This is a genomic window from Chryseobacterium gleum, assembly GCF_900636535.1.
GTDB lineage: Bacteria > Bacteroidota > Bacteroidia > Flavobacteriales > Weeksellaceae > Chryseobacterium > Chryseobacterium gleum.
This window is the reverse complement of sequence record NZ_LR134289.1, coordinates 4,146,366-4,162,731: the sequence shown is the minus strand read 5'-3', so window position 1 is coordinate 4,162,731 and position 16,366 is coordinate 4,146,366. Positions and strand designations below refer to the sequence as shown.

Genomic DNA, 16,366 nt, shown 5'->3' with positions numbered 1-16,366 from the left:
AATCGCAAAACGAATGCTTAAAGTTTTACATTTGCAAAAAAATTTCGACTTTGTATAAGAAACTATTAGGACAGACAATCATCTACGGAGTGGGAGCAATAGCGCCAAGGATTATCCTGTTCATCCTTAATCCGCTTTTGATCTATAAGATTCCCAATGAAGGTTTTGCGATTTTTACGCAGCTGTATGCATGGATCTCATTTGTTAACATTATCCTTTCTTTTGGTTTTGAAACAGCGTATTTCAGGTTTTCAGCGGAAGAGGATAACGAAAAAAAGACTTTCAATACCTCGTTCTGGTTTTTATTTTCAACTTCCACTATTTTTCTGGCATTGTGTTATTTATTCAACCAGCCCATTGCAGATTATGCAGGATACCATGACAATCCTGAATACATCAGATGGTTTGCGCTGATTGCCTTTTTTGACAATTTACTGGTCATCCCTTTTGCGTGGCTGCGTTTTCATAATAAACCTATCAAATACTCTGCAGTAAGAATTGTTCAGTCTACATTTCAGGCCGTTTTTACCGCCGCATTATTTTTCTGGATCCCGGAAAATATATCAAAAAGTATAGGACTGGATCAAAATGTAGATTATCCTTTCTTCAGTAATCTCGCAGGAAGTGCACTTGGTTTTTTATTATTGTTCCCTATTATATTAAAGGTAAGGTTCCAGTTTGTGACTTCTCTATTCGGGCGCATGATCAAATACTCCTTCCCTCTTATGCTGGCAGGTCTTGCCTTCATGGTAAATGAAAACTTTGACAAGTCTATCCAGAGGAATCATATTTCAGATGAAGAAGCCGGCGCTTACGGAGGCTGCTATAAACTGGCCGTACTGATGACATTATTTGTTACCGCTTACCGAATGGGTATTGAACCTTTCTTTTTTAAGCAAATGGATAAAGGTGATGCTAAAAAGACTTATGCCAACGTAGCTGAATACTTTGCCTTTTTTGCATGTGCTGTTGCTTTAGGGATTATTGCCAATATATCCTGGCTGAAAGCCGTTTTTATTCCTAATAAATCCTATTGGATTGCTATAGACATCATCCCGATTATCGTTATTGCCAACCTTTGCTTCGGAATATACTATAACTTTTCAACCTGGTATAAAGTAACGGACAGAACCAGTATGGGAACGGTTATTTCATGGCTTGGAGCAGGAATTAATATCGTTCTCAATCTGGTAGCGCTGAATTACTATCACAGTATGATTGGCTCTGCATGGGCAACATTTGGAGCGTATGTGATTATGATGATTGTTTCTTATCTGCTGGGACAGAAGTACTATCCTATTCCTTACAGAATGAAGAAAATGTCTTTCTTTCTGATACTGCTCGGAGTTTTTAGCTTTATCATTGTAAAGTATCTCAACTATAATCTTCTGACAAGTAATCTGCTGTTTCTGATCTTCACCGGAATTTTGATTTATTCTGAGAAAAACCTGATTTTATCAAGAATCAGAAAGAATTAAACTTTGGTCTTTATTTTGCTTGTAAACAAACCTATTGTTAATTTAAACAAATATTTAAAAAGATATAAATTATACCACATCAAATGTTTTAATTATTATCTTTAGCCTTAATATAAATAACAACTAATAAAACATCTTTTATACATATAATTTATGAAAATTATTGTCCCTATGGCTGGACGTGGTTCCAGATTACGTCCACATACACTGACAGTTCCAAAACCCCTTATTCCTATTGCAGGAAAACCCATCGTACAGAGATTGGTGGAAGATATTGCTAAAGTTGCAGGAGAAAATATTGAAGAGGTAGCTTTTATCATCGGAGATTTTGGTCCTGAGATCGAAAGATCCCTTATTCAGATTGCTGAAAAGCTGGGAGCAAAGGGGAGTATTTATTATCAGAACGATCCTCTGGGAACCGCTCACGCTATTAAATGTGCTGAGCAGTCTATGCAGGGAGATGTCGTTATTGCTTTTGCAGATACTCTTTTCCGTGCAGATTTCCAGCTGGACAAAAATTCTGACGGTGTAATCTGGGTGAAAAGTGTTGAAGATCCATCTGCTTTCGGAGTAGTAAAACTGGATAATTACGGTTTCATTACCGACTTTGTTGAAAAGCCTCAGACTTTTGTTTCAGATCTTGCCATCATCGGTATCTATTATTTCAACAGTGCAGAAAAACTGATGGATGAGATCAATTATATCATGGATAATGATATTAAAAACGGTGGTGAATATCAATTGACTACAGCACTTGAGAACCTTAGATCCAAAGGCGCTAAGTTTACTCTAGGAAAAGTAAACGACTGGATGGATTGCGGTAACAAAAATGCTACGGTAGAGACCAACAGCAAAATCCTTGAATATGAAAGAGAAGCAATGACTCATTATCCTGCTTCTGCTGTGATTGAAAATTCTTTGATCATTCAGCCTTGCTTTATTGGAGAAAATGTAAAAATTTCCAATTCAAAAGTGGGACCTGGCGTTTCTTTAGGAAACAATACTACTGTTGTCAATTCCAATATTGAAAACTCGCTGATTCAGGAAAATACAAGAATCAATCATGGAAACCTGTCCAACTCTATGATCGGTAATTCTGCACAGTATTTCGGAGTTGCCAGAGAAATTTCATTAGGTGATTATTCCGTTTTAGATTTTTTATCTAAATAGGAAAGAAAATATTTAACTTAAACAATCTATGATCAGGCCACACAAAACATTTTGTGTGGTTTGGCGTTAATATTGCAACGTATTTTTAATTAAAGATAAATACATGAAAAACTGGATCCCTTTACTTTTGTTACTTCTAGCCTTATCATCCTGTAAGACCCGTAATGCTGCTCAAAATGATACAAATCATACACAGGACAGTATTAACGCTACAAAAGATAAAGATTATGGAAATCCAAAGGATGCCAATGAACCAGTGAGAGACAAGCTCACTTTTTATGAACATGTACTGATCCCGCCAAAATTTGAACAAATTAAAATAGACAGTAAAGTAAGAGTAGAAACAGGAAGCTATGTTCCTACGCTGGATGCAACTATCTATATTGAAAATGATAAAAAGGTGTGGATGAATCTCAGAGCTTTGTTCATCAATGCTGCAAGAGGTATTGCAACTCCAGAGGGAATAAAAGGACAGGATAAAATCAATAAAACCTATATAGATTCGGATTTTGATTATCTTAATAATTTACTGAATGTTAACTTCATTGATTACAAATCACTGGAAAAAATTTTACTGGGAAGAACTTTTGTAAAAATCAATGACAGACAGTTTGACCTTACCCAAAATGCACAGGGTTTTAAAATGGTTTCCAATACCAATCAGAAAATTGTAACGGATGAAAAAAACAGAGAGTATAAAGTAGCTCTCCAATATGATACCAACTATGATTTGCTGAATGTCAACTTAAAAGATATTCTCTCTTCAGATGAGCTGGATGTTTCTTACAGTGACTGGAATGAATACGCAGGAATCCGCCTTCCGAAAAATGTTAAAATAATTATAAAAGGCTCAAAATCTAGTCAGATTTTACTGGAAAATACGAAATTTGACTTTTCGAGGATGGAAACACCTTATTCTGTACCATCCAGTTATAAGAAAATTGAGATTAAATGATTAAAAAATTTAGCTTTTTAATAGGTGTTTTGATGTTTGGACTTCACCATGGACAGCAGAACAAAGAACAACTGCAGAAGCAGAATGCCGAACTTAAAAAACAAATTGCCCAGATAAATAACGATTTAGCCAAAACCAGAAGTGAATCTAAACTTTCTATCGCCTATCTTTCCAGTGTTAATCAAAAACTGGTTTTAAGAGAAAAGGTTTATAATAATACCCAGAAAGAAAAAAGATTCATTGAGGACGACATTTATTTACGTCAGCTGGAAATCAACCGTCAGAATAAAGAGCTGGCTGTTTTAAGAAAAAACTATGCTGAGGTTTTAGTGAATGCTTACAAAAACAAAGGAGTACAGAATAAAGTAACGTTTATCCTTTCTGCTAAAAATCTTGGAGAAGCTATACGAAGAGTACAGTATCTGAAACAGTATTCAGATTATCAGGATAAAAAAGCTGCTGAAATCACCAACGCAGCTAATCTCATCAAAAAAACCATCGCACAAAAACAAAATTCTATAAAAGCAAAAGAGACCCTTTTGATCAACCAGCAGAAAGAGCTGGCAACCATTAATGCTGAAAGAGCTCAAAAAGAACAGTTAGTCGCAGAATTCAAGAAAAATGAATCCAAACTGACTGCAGAACTTAAGCAAAAACAGGTTCAGTCTAAAGCATTAGAAGGACAGATCAGGGCTATTATTGCTGAAGAGATCAGAATCGCAAAGGCTGAAGAAGAAGCCAGAAAGAAAGCAGAAGCCGAAAAAATACGTTTGGCAAAATTAGCTGCTGAAAGAGAGAAAGCAAGAATTGAAGCAGAGGCTAAAGCAAGAGCAGAAGCCCTGGAAAGAGAAAGAAGACTTGCAGAAGCAGAAGCCAAAAGAGCTGCAGATCTTGCCGCAAAAAGAGCAGAAGAAGAAAGAAAACGTAATGAAGAGGCCGCGAAAGCAGAAGCTAATGCAAGAGATGAAGCAAGAAGAGTAGCTGCTAAAAAAGCTTCGGATGAAGCTAATGCAAAAGCCAAAGAAGCTGCAGATAAACTGGCAGCAGCAAGAGCAGCAGAAGCAGCACTTACCAAGAGAAAAGAAGACGAGAAAAAGGCAGCTGAAACAAAAGCGATGACAAGCTACGGAGTTTCTACTGCAACGGGAAGCAGTTTTGCAGACAACAGAGGGAGACTTGGTTATCCTGCAGACAGAGCCGGACAAATCACCCACCGTTTCGGAAGACAGCCGCACCCGGTTTTCAAAAATATTACTGAAGAAAATAACGGGATTAAAATTTCCGTCCCATCAGGTACACGTGCAAAATCAGTGTTCCCGGGATCAGTATCTTCGGTACTGGCAAACAATGACGGAACAAAGACTGTCATTATCAAACACGGAAGCTATTTTACCATTTATTCCAACTTAGGAAATGTAAGTGTTTCCAAAGGACAGCAGGTTTCCTCAGGAACTCCTGTAGGAACAATAGCTCAGGATTTTGATGGCGCCTATACCCTTGATTTCCAAGTATGGAACGGAAGTACACCAGTTGATCCGTTAGGTTGGATTTCATATTAAAAAAAGTGTACCTTTGTAGAAATTTTAAGAGATGAATACATTAACAATACTTGCCTTATCTTGGCAGCATATCCTTATCGTTGCAATCATTTTGGTATTGCTTTTCGGAGGAAAGAAAATTCCGGAATTAATGAGAGGAGTAGGTTCAGGAATCAAGGAATTTAAAGATGCAGTAAAAGAAGAAGACAAACCAGGTTCTGAGAATAAATCGGCTTCCAACAATAACAATTCTTCAAGCAACTAAAATTCCTTAGAATTAATGAAATTTACTGAGACTGCATGGAAAGTCTTCAATCAAGCTATTGAAGACTATCACGTGTCTGATGACGTTAACACTCTAATTAATAACCCGTTCGAAAAAGATAGTTTGGAACGGATTTTGTATGCAAAGAACTGGATTGATACCGTTCAATGGCATTTGGAAGATATAATTAGAGATGAAAATATTGATCCGGCTGAAGCTCTTCAACTCAAGAGAACGATAGATGCCTCCAATCAGAAAAGAACTGATCTGGTAGAATATATTGATGGCTGGTTCCTTAATAAGTTTGAAAATATAACTCCTAAACCGGAAGCAAAAATAAATACGGAAACTCCCGCTTGGGCAGTAGACAGACTCTCCATTCTTGCACTAAAGGTTTATCATATGTCGTTAGAAGCTAACAGAGAATCCGCTTCTGAAGAACACAGAAACAACTGCCAGGCTAAACTGGATGTTCTGCTTACTCAGAAAGAAGATTTATCAACTTCTATAGATCAGTTGCTTGCTGATATTGAAAACGGTAACGTTAAGATGAAAGTGTACAAACAAATGAAAATGTACAACGATGAAAGTCTTAACCCAATCCTTTATCAAAAAGGGCAACAAAAATGAAACGACTATTTTTCTTTGGAGTACTTATCATATTAACATCTTCCTGTGCAACGGAAAAACTTAATCTTTCTCCGTTGTCAAGTAATTTTTATAGCGATGCCAAAGGTTCAGATTCCGACAGAGGCTCAAAGAAGAATTTCAATATCAATATAAAGCAGAATGTAAATGCTTCTGAAATTTCAAATATGATCTCAACTTTTCCCAAGTTTAAAAACAACGGATTAAATGATGAGATTACCAGCATGAAATACAGTCTTCAGAATTATTTATATGCTATTGATGCCAGCAATTCTGCAGGAAAGAGCAGAGCCCTGAAAAGCTTCGAAAAATCATACAAAAAAATACAGAAGCTAAGGCAGAATCTTGACAGAGATGAAGATGAAGTTCTTAACAGATATCTTGTTCGTTTAAAAACAAATGTTTCTGTTATTGAAGATACTTTGCCAGGAAGTTAAAAACTAATTGAACTATCAATGATTAAAATTCAGGCGGAAGCCAATGTTCCTACAGAGCACGGTACTTTCCGAATGATAGCTTTCTCCGAAAACGAAAATGACTGGATGCCTCATATGGCCATTATTGCGGAAAACACAGATTTCTCAAAGCCTGTCAATGTTCGTTTCCACTCAGAATGTATTACCGGGGAAGTTTTCCATTCAAAAAAATGTGAATGCGGCCAGCAACTGGATGCTGCAATGAAATATATCCATGAAAACGGTGGAATTATCATCTACCTTCGTCAGGAAGGAAGAAACATCGGGATTATCAACAAGCTGAAAGCTTACTCACTACAGGAAAAAGGATTGGATACCGTACAGGCCAATCTTCAGCTTGGTCTTCCTGCAGACGACAGAAACTTTGGAGTAGCCATTGAAATTCTTAATCTGTTGGATGTAAAAGATATCAATCTTTTGACCAATAATCCTGAAAAGGTAAAATATGTTGTAGACAGCAATATTCACCTTAATTCGAGAGTACCACTACAGATTCCTGCGAATGAAATAAGCAAAGGATACCTGCAGACAAAAAAAGACTTCTTTGGACATCTTCTGGATGACAATGATAACTAAATAGAATAAAGCTTCAGAATATTTCTGAAGCTTTTTTATTTAATAGTTGAACATCTATATTTAATAATATCGCCGAAGTTCATTCGTCCAAAGAAACTTCACAAATTCTCCATTACTTGTTAAGGACTTGATTTGTTTTAATTTCTTATAAATCAAAAGCCCCGGAAGATATTTCTCCCGGGACTTTTTTAATTATAAAAAACTGAAAAGATATTTCTAAATTATTTAGTCTTGATTTTAGACTCGTCAATATTGTAATATTTGATTACGCTCTTATAATCGTTATAATCTACAGGAGCACCTTTAGCCATTTTTGCACCACCTGTTCCTGTACTGTTTGCAGGAAGAATCAGAACTCTGAAATTTTTGTTCTGATAGTAAGATGGATTAGCTGTTAAACTAAATGTAGAAGTAGAGTTAATATTGATAGTAACACCCGTTTTACTGAAATCATTAATATAATCCACAGCATCATTATTTGCATTACCTACATAATAAGTAAATGGTAAAAGCCTCCAGACAGGAGAACCTCCATTAGTGTCTACCTGCATATAAACAAGCACCATATCGGATTGTACTAGTGGGCTCTTAAAACTATCGCTCCATCTGTAAAGATTGTCACTGACTTTTGTAAAAGTAGGAGATATATCAAATGACTGGCTTATTGTATCATAATCTGTTCCCTGTACTACAGTATCATCACTATTATCACAGCTATAAGCTGTAAAACCTACAGCGCCCAGGAATAAGAAGAGAAGTATTTTTTTCATTTCTATTAAAGTTTAGTTATTATTTATATTGCGTATTCAAATCATATACCAAAAATTTCAAAAACTTTGTTTTCATCATTTTTTTAATTGTATTTTTGTTCTTATTCAAAAAGTCATGAAGAAATTAATATATACTTCACTCTTTATTGTTGCATTGATAAGCCCTAAAGTTAAGGCGCAGTACCAGCCTAAAAATGCATCCAAAGAAGATTTGAAAAAGGCTCAGCAATGGGTTGATAAAACTTACAAAAATCTTTCTCAGGATGAAAAACTAGGACAGCTTTTTATTGTTGCACTGTATACCAATAAAGGAGAAGACTATATCAGCCAGGTAAGAAATATTGTTACAAATGATAAAATAGGCGGTCTGATTTTAATGCAGGATGATGCTGCAAGGGAAATCAATCTGGTGAATGAATTTCAGCAAAAATCTAAAGTTCCTCTCATGATCGGTATGGATGCAGAATGGGGATTGTATCAGAGAATTGCAACAGCTCACAAATTTCCATGGGCAATGACGTTAGGTGCCATTCAGGATAAAAACCTTGTCTACCAGATGGCAGCAAAAATTGCTGAAGATTGCCACAGGATGGGAATCAACTGGGATTTTGCTCCTGTAGTAGATGTGAATACCAACCCTGATAACCCGATTATCGGTAACAGAAGTTTCGGATCTGAAGTGAGCAATGTAATCAGCTCTGCTCTATCCTACTCTAACGGTCTTCAGGATAACAATATATTAGCCGCTATCAAACATTTCCCGGGTCATGGGGATACCAGCACAGATTCTCATCTTGATCTTCCTGTAGTTTCTCATAATATTGACAGACTTAATACAGTAGAGCTGGCACCATTCAAAGCTCTGATGGACAAAGGAATTGGCGGTGTAATGGTTGCTCATTTATACGTTCCGAATTTAGAATCAGGAAAAGGGATTCCCGCTTCTGTTTCCAAGAATATCATTACCGGTTTACTTAAGGACAAACTGGGCTTCAAAGGCTTAATCATTACAGATGCATTAAATATGGGTGCTGTAGCCAACAAATATAAACCAGGTGAACTGGATGCTATGGCCTTTAAAGCAGGAAATGATATTATGCTTTTCTCACAAGGGGTTTCTGAAGGTAAAAAACTAATTCAGAAAGCTATAGATAAGGGTGAGATCCCTCAATCCAGAGTAGAGGAAAGTGTGAAAAAGATCTTACTGACCAAGTATTTCCTTGGTCTGACTCAATATACTCCTAAAAATCCTGAAAACATCAATACAGATCTTAATAATAATTCTCATACCGAATTGGTACAGAATCTTTATTCCAATGCTTTGACTTTATTAAAGGATGAAAAGAAACTGCTGCCTCTTACCGGAAAGCAAATATATTACGTTCCTCTGGAAGAAGCACCTTACCAGACTTTTGCCAACAGACTAGGGAATAATGTGATCATTAAAAAAGCCGGAGAAATTACTACTATTCCGGCAGGTTCTACAGTAATCGTAGGTTTACATAAAGATAATTCAACAGCTTATAAGCCTTATAAAATTTCTTCAGAATCTAAAAAAATACTTTCTGATCTTACTCAGAATCAAAATGTAATTCTGAATGTTTTCGGAAGCGCTTATGCATTGAAGGATATTGATATTTCCAAAGTTTCAACAGTTCTTGTCTCTTATGAAAACAATGACGATTCTATGAATGCCACTGCTGATGCTTTAAATGGGAAAACAAAAATATGGGGAAAACTTCCGGTACTGGTTAACGACCAATTAAAACCGGGAATGGGCATAGAGCTTAATGCAGTAACCTCTGCAAACACCAAATAATACAATATCAAACAACAATAATCTAATGAAAATAGGCATACTTTGCTATCCGACATACGGAGGAAGCGGAATTGTAGCAACAGAATTAGGAATGTCACTTGCCAATAAAGGATATGAAGTACATTTCATCAGTTCTGCACTTCCTGCAAGATTAGACATCACCAACCCGAATATTTTCTTTCACAGGGTAAATGTTCAGACTTATCCGCTTTTCCAGTATCAGCCTTATGATATTGCACTGAGTTCGATGATCTACAGGGTTGTCAATCTTTATAAACTGGATCTTCTGCACGCACATTATGCTATTCCTTACGCATATGCAGCATTTACCGCAAAACAAATGCTTAAGGAAGACAATAATGATGTTCCTTTGGTAACGACCTTACATGGTACGGATATTACCCTTGTAGGCCAGCATCCAAGTTATAAGCATGCTGTAGAATTTTCGATCAATCAGTCTGATGCGATTACCTCAGTTTCTGAAAGCCTGAAAAAAGATACCCTTCAGTTTTTCAATATCAAAAAAGAAATTCAGGTGATTACCAATTTTATCGACAATTCTGAATTTGATGACTGCACTGAGTGCCAGAGAACACAGTTTGCCAATCCTGATGAAAAGATCCTGATTCATGTATCTAACCTTCGTCCTGTAAAGCGTGTGGATGAAGTACTTCAGATTTTTAAAAATGTGGAGAAAAAGGTAAAATCCAAACTGATCATTATTGGTGAAGGTCCTGATATGGAAAAGGTCAATCAGTTCCTGGAAGAAAACCCGGATCTTATTTCCAAAATCCGTCTTTTAGGAAAAGTTAATGATCTTTATAAAATCTTACAGCTTTCAGACGTATTTTTACTTCCTTCCGAGCAGGAAAGCTTTGGTCTTGCAGCGCTGGAAGCCATGGCAGCTTATACTCCGGTCATCAGCTCTAACGCTGGAGGAATTCCTGAGGTAAACATTCAGGGAGAAACGGGATATCTTGCTGAAATCGGAAATGTGGAAGCGATGAGTAATTACACTATCAAACTGTTGAGCAATGATGAACTTTTAGCCAAAATGAAGCAAAATGCGAAAGATCAGGCAATAAAATTCGATTTGAAAAACATTCTTCCTATCTATGAGAAAATGTATAGAACAACCATAGAAAATTTTAATAAGGAGCTGACGAAAGTATAATATTTCTATTATATTTACGTCACACTTATGACGGAAAAATTACTTCAATATCTTTGGAACTATAAGGTTTTCAAAAATTTTGACTTCAAGGATATTGAAGGAAATTCCGTTGAGATCATCCATTCCGGTAAATGGAATAAAAATGCCGGCCCTGATTTTCTTGATACCACAATCAGGATCAACGGATTACTTCTCGCAGGAAATACAGAACTGCATGTCCGTTCCTCAGACTGGATTTTTCACAATCATTCACAGGATCCCAATTATCAGAATATCATTCTTCATGTTGTCTTTCAGCATGACATGGAAATTCATGAACATACCGGAAAGCATATTCCCACTTTGGAACTTAAAAATTATATTGATGAAAATATCCTTTGGAAGTATGAAAAGCTTATCAACGGAGACGAATTTATTCCCTGTGAAAAAATCTTTGATCCGAAAAAAATCCCGGTCAACTTTCATGAAGAGAATATTCTGCAAAAGCTGGATGAGAAATCCTCTCAGCTTGAGCAAAGCTTAGATCAATACAAAAATAATTTTGAGGCTGTCTTATTCCACAGCTTTGCCTATTCATTTGGGTTAAAGGTAAACGCTCATATTTTCCGGCAAATGGCAGAAAGTATCGATTACAGCATTATTAATAAAATCCGTCAGAACCCGCTTCAGCTTGAAGCCCTGTTATTCGGAGTTTCCGGGTGGCTTGATGATCCTCAGGATGGTCAGATGAAAATATGGAAAAGAGAGTTTAATTTCATTAAAGCCAAATTTTCTATTCCTGATTTAAAATTTCATCCGAAATTTTTAAGGTTAAGACCTCCCAATTTCCCCACCATCCGATTGTCACAATTAGCAGACCTGTATAAACATCAGAATTTATTTTCAAAGATTATGGAAGCTAAGAATGCAGATCAGCTATATGCTGTTTTCAAATCTGTAAAAGCTTCAGAATACTGGGACTTTCATTTCAATTTCGGAAATATTTCCAAAGTGCAGCCTAAAACATTGAGTAAAGATTTTGTTGATCTTCTTATTCTGAACACTGTACTTCCTTTAAAGTATACTTACTATAAATATCATCATGAGGAAACTGCAGATGAAATCATTGAATTGTACAGAACTATTTCTGCGGAGAAAAACATAATTATTACAGGTTGGAAAAAGCTTGGATTAAATGTGACCAATGCTTTGGAAAGCCAAAGTCTGATTTACCATCACAAGACCTGTTGTGAATTCAAAAACTGTCTGGCCTGCGGCATAGGATTTAAACTTTTAAAGGAATAATCTTATCCGGACAGGTTTGTCAATTAAAATCTTTGTCAAAAAAAATTCTTACCTTGCAGTATTGGATTAAACTTTTAAATACAATCTGAAAATGCTGAGTAATATCCGTCATAAAATGGAAAGAGAATGGTTTGGTGTACTGACAAGAATGGGTGCCAAGCTGGGAATTCCTGTTTCTAAACTGAGAGTTTTCTTCATCTACTCTACTTTTGCTACCGCCGGTTTTTTCTTTCTGATTTATCTGGGATTGGCATTTACCCTTTGGATTAAAGACATTTTCATCACCAGAAGGCCTAGTGTCTTTGATTTATAAATTATGGAATTTTTACCGATTACTTCTGCTGAAGACCCAAGAGTTCAGGAAATCTATGCTTCTTACATAGCCACTTTTCCTGTAGATGAGCAAAGAGATAAAGATCAGTTTATGGGCTTGTTTTCAAATCCCTATGTAAAATTCATGTCTGTTATTCATGAGTCGGAAGCTATTGGATACCTCATCCTTTGGGAATTGAGTTCTTTTGCTTTTGTGGAACATTTTGAAGTATTTGAAGCATTCAGAAGTAAAAAGCTGGGTTCTCATATTATGAATCATTTATCAGAAAACTATCCAAGCATTATCCTGGAAATTGAACCTGCAGAGTTGAGTGAAGATGCCTCAAGACGATATTCTTTTTATCAGAGAAATAATTTCAGTCTGATAGATACCACTCATGTACAGCCTAGTTATGGTGAAGGAAAAAAATCTCTGAACTTATGGCTGCTTGCCAACTACACTCCTGAAAATATAGAGGAAGCTAAAAATGAAATTCATAAAATTATTTATGCTTAAAATATAAAACGCCGGAATTGTTTTTCCGGCGTTTTTTTATAATATCTTTGATAGGCTTGTTAATTTACTTCGTACTCAAGCTTTATTGTAATACTGGCTTCTTTTTCTTTGGACGAAGTATTGAAAGTTCCTCCGTAAGAATAATCCTCGTTAGAGTTAGGTGCTGTAATCTGGATCACTCCCATGGTTGCTTTCTTCAGATTTCCCAGGCTGCTTCCTGAATTTTCTGCGATTTTTTCAGCACGTTCTTTTGCATCCTTAGTTGCGCTGGCAATCATTTCCTGTTTTACAGTTGCCAGTTTAGTATAGAAATAAGCAGGAGAAGAAGACGTGAATTCAATGCCACGGTTGATGATTTCGGTAATATTTCTGGATAGGTTTTCTATTTTACCTACTTCCTTACTTTCAATAGAAACTTTTTGGGTAAGGTTATAGCCGGAGAATTCTCCCTGCACATAATTTCCGTTTGAATCATTATAGCTTCTGAACTGTTTTTGAATATCTACGGAAGAAAATACGATTTCTTTTTGCTGTATCCCTTTGGAAAGCAGATAATCATTGATTACCTTTCTATCTGTTGCCAGTTCATCATAAGCAGATTTCAGATCTACATTATTCTTGGAGAAACTCCCGGACCAGGTAATCAGATCTGAAGTAAATTGTTTCGTTCCTAAACCCGTTACGGAAATGGTGTTCTCGGATTTATTCCTGTTCTTAATGGCATTTCCTAAAAAGCCGAGGCCAATAACAAAACCAAGCGCTGCAATAGCTACGGCAAGAATGTTTTTATTCATAAAACTTGTGAATTGAGTTGGTTACAGTATGACTGCATCAATTTCCATTCCAATAGTTTAAGATTTTATTAACATTTCTATTTGCTTTGATTCTGCTTCAGTCTTTCCAGAAAAAGAGGTACCGTTTCTTCCAGCCTCAGCATTACGCCGGAAAGATTTCTTGCTTTTACATAGGTCCGTACCTGTGGTTTTGCTAAAAATGAAAACTGAATAAACTCTGAAATCCTGTCGCCAGGAATTCCTGCTTTGATAAAATAGTCATCACTTATTCTGTCCCTTACCCAGGCAATATGCTCCTGAAGATCATCATACCTGTACTGTCTTTTCTGTCTCCTTGCTTTACCACTGATCAGGTCATATACTCCCTGAACATTAAGGTTTCCTAAAAGTATCGGCAGAAGAACGCTTTTTACCTCAGCTGGTTTTTCCCTCATTTTCCCAACCGGCTGCGGAAGCCCCACAGCATCTCTTACCTGTTCTCCTTTATCTGCTTTTGCTACAATGCGGGAATCCACTTCCAGGTCTCCAGTGAGTTTTTTAACAATCTTTACTTCTCCCACATCTTTCGGAATCTGATAAAGAGTGATAAACAATGGTAAATTGCTTCCGTTGGTAAGAACCCTTCTTGAAGTTCTGTTGAAATCTTCCTTTACAAATCTTAATTCATCATTAGGATTGGCATCAATAGAGAATATACCTTCTGTATCAGAATATACTTTTTTATCGGTAGACATGTTAATAACAATTACTTTACTCAGATTTTCTCCGTTATCATCCACTATCCGCCCCGTCACGGTCTGTTGGGAAAAAATAAAAATACTGCACAGAAGCATCAGGAAAAGAAAAATTTTCCGCCTTCCAAATACGTCCATATTTTCAGTACTATAACTCAACTTTTAGTTTTAATAAGAATTATTCTTTACCTCCTTCTAATTTATTCATTTTACTGTATTCCCCGAACGCTATTTTAAGCTCATATTCAATAACATCAATACTAAAATCCTTCCGGTATCTTTTTGCCAGTGAACGGGTTTTATCTGCATAGAGAAGAAATATATCAATCTGCTCTTCATCCATTCCATATTTCTTCAGAAAGCTCAGATTCACTTCATTCCTTACTCTTTTGAGAAAATCCTGAGTTTCATTATAATTCGCTTTGGTGACCTTAGGCTTCGCTAATTTTTTTACAGCATTAAAGACACCAAACAGGTTAACCTGCCCTGCATTAAAATCGTGTCCGGTAAAAGTTTTAGATATGGCATTGCTTGGTAAAGGCTGATTAAGCGGGCTCTTCATATACTCTTCCATATCTGATTTCAATGCCTGAAGTTTTCTGGATTCATTCAAATGCTGATTATCTTTCGCAAGATTTCCGGTAGGCCTGTATTGGATTTTCACTTCGGGAATCTGAATCTCCATTTTTCTCAGAATGATATTGAACGGAGAACTGATATCTTCTTTGGTAATTTTCTTATCAACCCGGTAATATCCTTCTTTTACAAATCTTATTTCATCATTTTCCCTGGCTTCGATTTCAAATGTTCCTGACATATCGCTCAATATGCTTTTGCCTGCTGAAATATTAACAATGAGAACAGGAGCTAGGTCCATTTCATCTCCTGTGATTACCTTTCCTGATACTTTCTGCTGTCCCCACAATACTGAATTGATACAAAAAAGCACAATAAGAAAAGTTCTGCTGATATATTTTGCTTCCATTTTATCTTTGAGTTTGCGGAGCACGATAAGATGAAATTCTTGTCAGGACAAAACGCTGAAACCTGTTCAGGTCTGCATCACTGCAAAATCCGTATTTCAGTATTTTTTTTCTTTCAAAACCGCCTGCAAAAACATAATAAATAAAATGGTCTATCAGGGGCTTTTCTATTTTAAGATTGGTAAAATAATCGTCTCCCAGACTTACTCTTATATATTTCATTAAATCTACGTCGTCCCATTTATCTTTAACTTTCCCAATAGAGAATCCCTGGCCTTTTGGCTGTACAAATTCTCCAGGTTTTGCAGCCAGGATTCTGGGATCTGATTTCTGAGCAATATACCGATCCATATCTTTGAGCAGTTTTTCAACCTTTTTAGGTTTATTATAGAGTTTTGAATCAATCTTCAGGTTTCCGGTCAGTCCTTGTTTTACTTCTACTTCAGGAATCTGAATGGTCTGGCGCACCATATTTATATTTATCGGAGATTGTGTATTTTCCTGAGAAACTATTTTGGTGATACGTTCATAACCCGCTTTTAAAAAACGTAATTCATCACCCTGCCTTCCGGAAATCATAAAGTGTCCGTCCCGGTTTGAAACTACAATCTCATTTGTTCTGATATTAATGACATTCACATCCTGCATTTCAGCACCGTTTTCTGAAACAATCTTACCAAAGATATAGCTTTGGGCATGGGTATGAATAAAAAGAATGAAGGATAGAAAAAAGAATAGTTTGAGTTTCACGGGCTATTTTTTATAAAGCAAAGCTAAAATTATTTTTAATTTATACCATAAGTTTAACCACAGTTAACGCGTTTTAATATTTCTTTTTGAATTTTGCCTTGTAAACTGTTAAATAGGCTGATC

18 protein-coding genes are annotated in these 16,366 nt (G+C 36.2%); 13 read left to right on the top strand and 5 right to left on the bottom strand.

What is annotated here, in order from left to right:
- The first annotated feature begins 50 nt into the window (after positions 1–50).
- From EL165_RS18920 to ribA, 8 genes are all read left to right on the top strand, one after another.
- Positions 51–1,478 (top strand): oligosaccharide flippase family protein, encoded by a 1,428-nt coding sequence (locus EL165_RS18920; protein ID WP_002981814.1) that lies wholly within the window; start codon positions 51–53, stop codon positions 1,476–1,478.
- 153 nt (positions 1,479–1,631) lie between these two features.
- Entirely contained in the window at positions 1,632–2,648 is a 1,017-nt protein-coding gene (locus tag EL165_RS18915; RefSeq protein WP_002981815.1) for a sugar phosphate nucleotidyltransferase, read from the top strand.
- 103 nt (positions 2,649–2,751) lie between these two features.
- Positions 2,752–3,603 carry a lipoprotein insertase outer membrane protein LolB1 gene (gene lolB1 / locus EL165_RS18910; RefSeq protein WP_002981816.1) on the top strand — a complete coding sequence of 284 codons (852 nt, stop codon included), beginning with the start codon at positions 2,752–2,754 and terminating at the stop codon, positions 3,601–3,603.
- Entirely contained in the window at positions 3,600–5,162 is a 1,563-nt protein-coding gene (locus EL165_RS18905; RefSeq protein WP_002981817.1) for a peptidoglycan DD-metalloendopeptidase family protein, read from the top strand. Before lolB1 ends, EL165_RS18905 begins: the two co-directional genes overlap by 4 nt.
- Positions 5,163–5,193: 31 nt before the next feature.
- Positions 5,194–5,406: a Sec-independent protein translocase subunit TatA/TatB gene (locus EL165_RS18900; protein ID WP_002981818.1), complete on the top strand. Its 213-nt coding sequence runs from the start codon at positions 5,194–5,196 to the stop codon at positions 5,404–5,406.
- 15 nt (positions 5,407–5,421) lie between these two features.
- A complete protein-coding gene (locus EL165_RS18895) occupies positions 5,422–6,036 on the top strand; it encodes a DUF4254 domain-containing protein (protein WP_002981819.1) in 615 nt (204 codons plus the stop codon).
- Positions 6,033–6,491, top strand: coding sequence for a hypothetical protein (locus EL165_RS18890; protein WP_002981820.1), 459 nt, complete (start codon positions 6,033–6,035; stop codon positions 6,489–6,491). Before EL165_RS18895 ends, EL165_RS18890 begins: the two co-directional genes overlap by 4 nt.
- Before the next feature lie 18 nt (positions 6,492–6,509).
- On the top strand, positions 6,510–7,106 hold the full coding sequence (gene ribA / locus EL165_RS18885; RefSeq protein ID WP_002981821.1) for a GTP cyclohydrolase II: 597 nt from the start codon (positions 6,510–6,512) through the stop codon (positions 7,104–7,106).
- Between the two features lie 221 nt (positions 7,107–7,327).
- On the opposite strand, the gene EL165_RS18880 is transcribed toward ribA, so the two are convergent.
- Positions 7,328–7,876, bottom strand: a complete 549-nt coding sequence (locus EL165_RS18880; RefSeq protein ID WP_002981822.1) for a hypothetical protein — start codon at positions 7,874–7,876, stop codon at positions 7,328–7,330.
- Between the two features lie 115 nt (positions 7,877–7,991).
- Here EL165_RS18880 and EL165_RS18875 point away from each other — a divergent pair, with 115 nt between their 5' ends.
- From EL165_RS18875 to EL165_RS18855, 5 genes are all read left to right on the top strand, one after another.
- Positions 7,992–9,695 carry a glycoside hydrolase family 3 protein gene (locus EL165_RS18875; protein WP_002981823.1) on the top strand — a complete coding sequence of 568 codons (1,704 nt, stop codon included), beginning with the start codon at positions 7,992–7,994 and terminating at the stop codon, positions 9,693–9,695.
- 25 nt (positions 9,696–9,720) lie between these two features.
- Complete coding sequence (bshA, locus tag EL165_RS18870; protein WP_002981824.1) at positions 9,721–10,869, top strand: N-acetyl-alpha-D-glucosaminyl L-malate synthase BshA; 1,149 nt, start codon at positions 9,721–9,723, stop codon at positions 10,867–10,869.
- Between the two features lie 27 nt (positions 10,870–10,896).
- Positions 10,897–12,153, top strand: a complete 1,257-nt coding sequence (locus tag EL165_RS18865; protein ID WP_002981825.1) for a DUF2851 family protein — start codon at positions 10,897–10,899, stop codon at positions 12,151–12,153.
- Between the two features lie 91 nt (positions 12,154–12,244).
- On the top strand, positions 12,245–12,466 hold the full coding sequence (locus EL165_RS18860; protein WP_002981826.1) for a PspC family transcriptional regulator: 222 nt from the start codon (positions 12,245–12,247) through the stop codon (positions 12,464–12,466).
- 3 nt (positions 12,467–12,469) lie between these two features.
- The gene (locus tag EL165_RS18855; protein ID WP_002981827.1) at positions 12,470–12,982 is read left to right on the top strand and encodes a GNAT family N-acetyltransferase; all 513 of its coding nucleotides are present in this window, start codon (positions 12,470–12,472) and stop codon (positions 12,980–12,982) included.
- A gap of 59 nt (positions 12,983–13,041) precedes the next feature.
- Here EL165_RS18855 and EL165_RS18850 read toward each other — a convergent pair whose 3' ends face one another.
- The 4 genes from EL165_RS18850 to EL165_RS18835 form a co-directional block, all read right to left on the bottom strand.
- Entirely contained in the window at positions 13,042–13,776 is a 735-nt protein-coding gene (locus EL165_RS18850; protein ID WP_002981828.1) for an SIMPL domain-containing protein, read from the bottom strand.
- A gap of 77 nt (positions 13,777–13,853) precedes the next feature.
- Complete coding sequence (locus EL165_RS18845; RefSeq protein ID WP_228370568.1) at positions 13,854–14,669, bottom strand: carboxypeptidase-like regulatory domain-containing protein; 816 nt, start codon at positions 14,667–14,669, stop codon at positions 13,854–13,856.
- Between the two features lie 19 nt (positions 14,670–14,688).
- The gene (locus EL165_RS18840; RefSeq protein WP_002981830.1) at positions 14,689–15,495 is read right to left on the bottom strand and encodes a hypothetical protein; all 807 of its coding nucleotides are present in this window, start codon (positions 15,493–15,495) and stop codon (positions 14,689–14,691) included.
- Between the two features lies 1 nt (position 15,496).
- Positions 15,497–16,243 carry a hypothetical protein gene (locus EL165_RS18835; protein ID WP_002981831.1) on the bottom strand — a complete coding sequence of 249 codons (747 nt, stop codon included), beginning with the start codon at positions 16,241–16,243 and terminating at the stop codon, positions 15,497–15,499.
- Between the last annotated feature and the right edge of the window lie 123 nt (positions 16,244–16,366).

Bases quoted from the DNA above. Each gene is read 5' to 3' on its own strand.
- EL165_RS18915 (WP_002981815.1), top strand. From the start codon at position 1,632: ATGAAAATTATTGTCCCTATGGCTGGACGTGGTTCCAGATTACGTCCA.
- lolB1 (WP_002981816.1), top strand. From the start codon at position 2,752: ATGAAAAACTGGATCCCTTTACTTTTGTTACTTCTAGCCTTATCATCC.
- EL165_RS18905 (WP_002981817.1), top strand. From the start codon at position 3,600: ATGATTAAAAAATTTAGCTTTTTAATAGGTGTTTTGATGTTTGGACTT.
- EL165_RS18900 (WP_002981818.1), top strand. From the start codon at position 5,194: ATGAATACATTAACAATACTTGCCTTATCTTGGCAGCATATCCTTATC.
- EL165_RS18895 (WP_002981819.1), top strand. From the start codon at position 5,422: ATGAAATTTACTGAGACTGCATGGAAAGTCTTCAATCAAGCTATTGAA.
- EL165_RS18890 (WP_002981820.1), top strand. From the start codon at position 6,033: ATGAAACGACTATTTTTCTTTGGAGTACTTATCATATTAACATCTTCC.
- ribA (WP_002981821.1), top strand. From the start codon at position 6,510: ATGATTAAAATTCAGGCGGAAGCCAATGTTCCTACAGAGCACGGTACT.
- EL165_RS18880 (WP_002981822.1), bottom strand. From the start codon at position 7,876: ATGAAAAAAATACTTCTCTTCTTATTCCTGGGCGCTGTAGGTTTTACA.
- EL165_RS18875 (WP_002981823.1), top strand. From the start codon at position 7,992: ATGAAGAAATTAATATATACTTCACTCTTTATTGTTGCATTGATAAGC.
- bshA (WP_002981824.1), top strand. From the start codon at position 9,721: ATGAAAATAGGCATACTTTGCTATCCGACATACGGAGGAAGCGGAATT.
- EL165_RS18865 (WP_002981825.1), top strand. From the start codon at position 10,897: ATGACGGAAAAATTACTTCAATATCTTTGGAACTATAAGGTTTTCAAA.
- EL165_RS18860 (WP_002981826.1), top strand. From the start codon at position 12,245: ATGCTGAGTAATATCCGTCATAAAATGGAAAGAGAATGGTTTGGTGTA.
- EL165_RS18855 (WP_002981827.1), top strand. From the start codon at position 12,470: ATGGAATTTTTACCGATTACTTCTGCTGAAGACCCAAGAGTTCAGGAA.
- EL165_RS18850 (WP_002981828.1), bottom strand. From the start codon at position 13,776: ATGAATAAAAACATTCTTGCCGTAGCTATTGCAGCGCTTGGTTTTGTT.
- EL165_RS18840 (WP_002981830.1), bottom strand. From the start codon at position 15,495: ATGGAAGCAAAATATATCAGCAGAACTTTTCTTATTGTGCTTTTTTGT.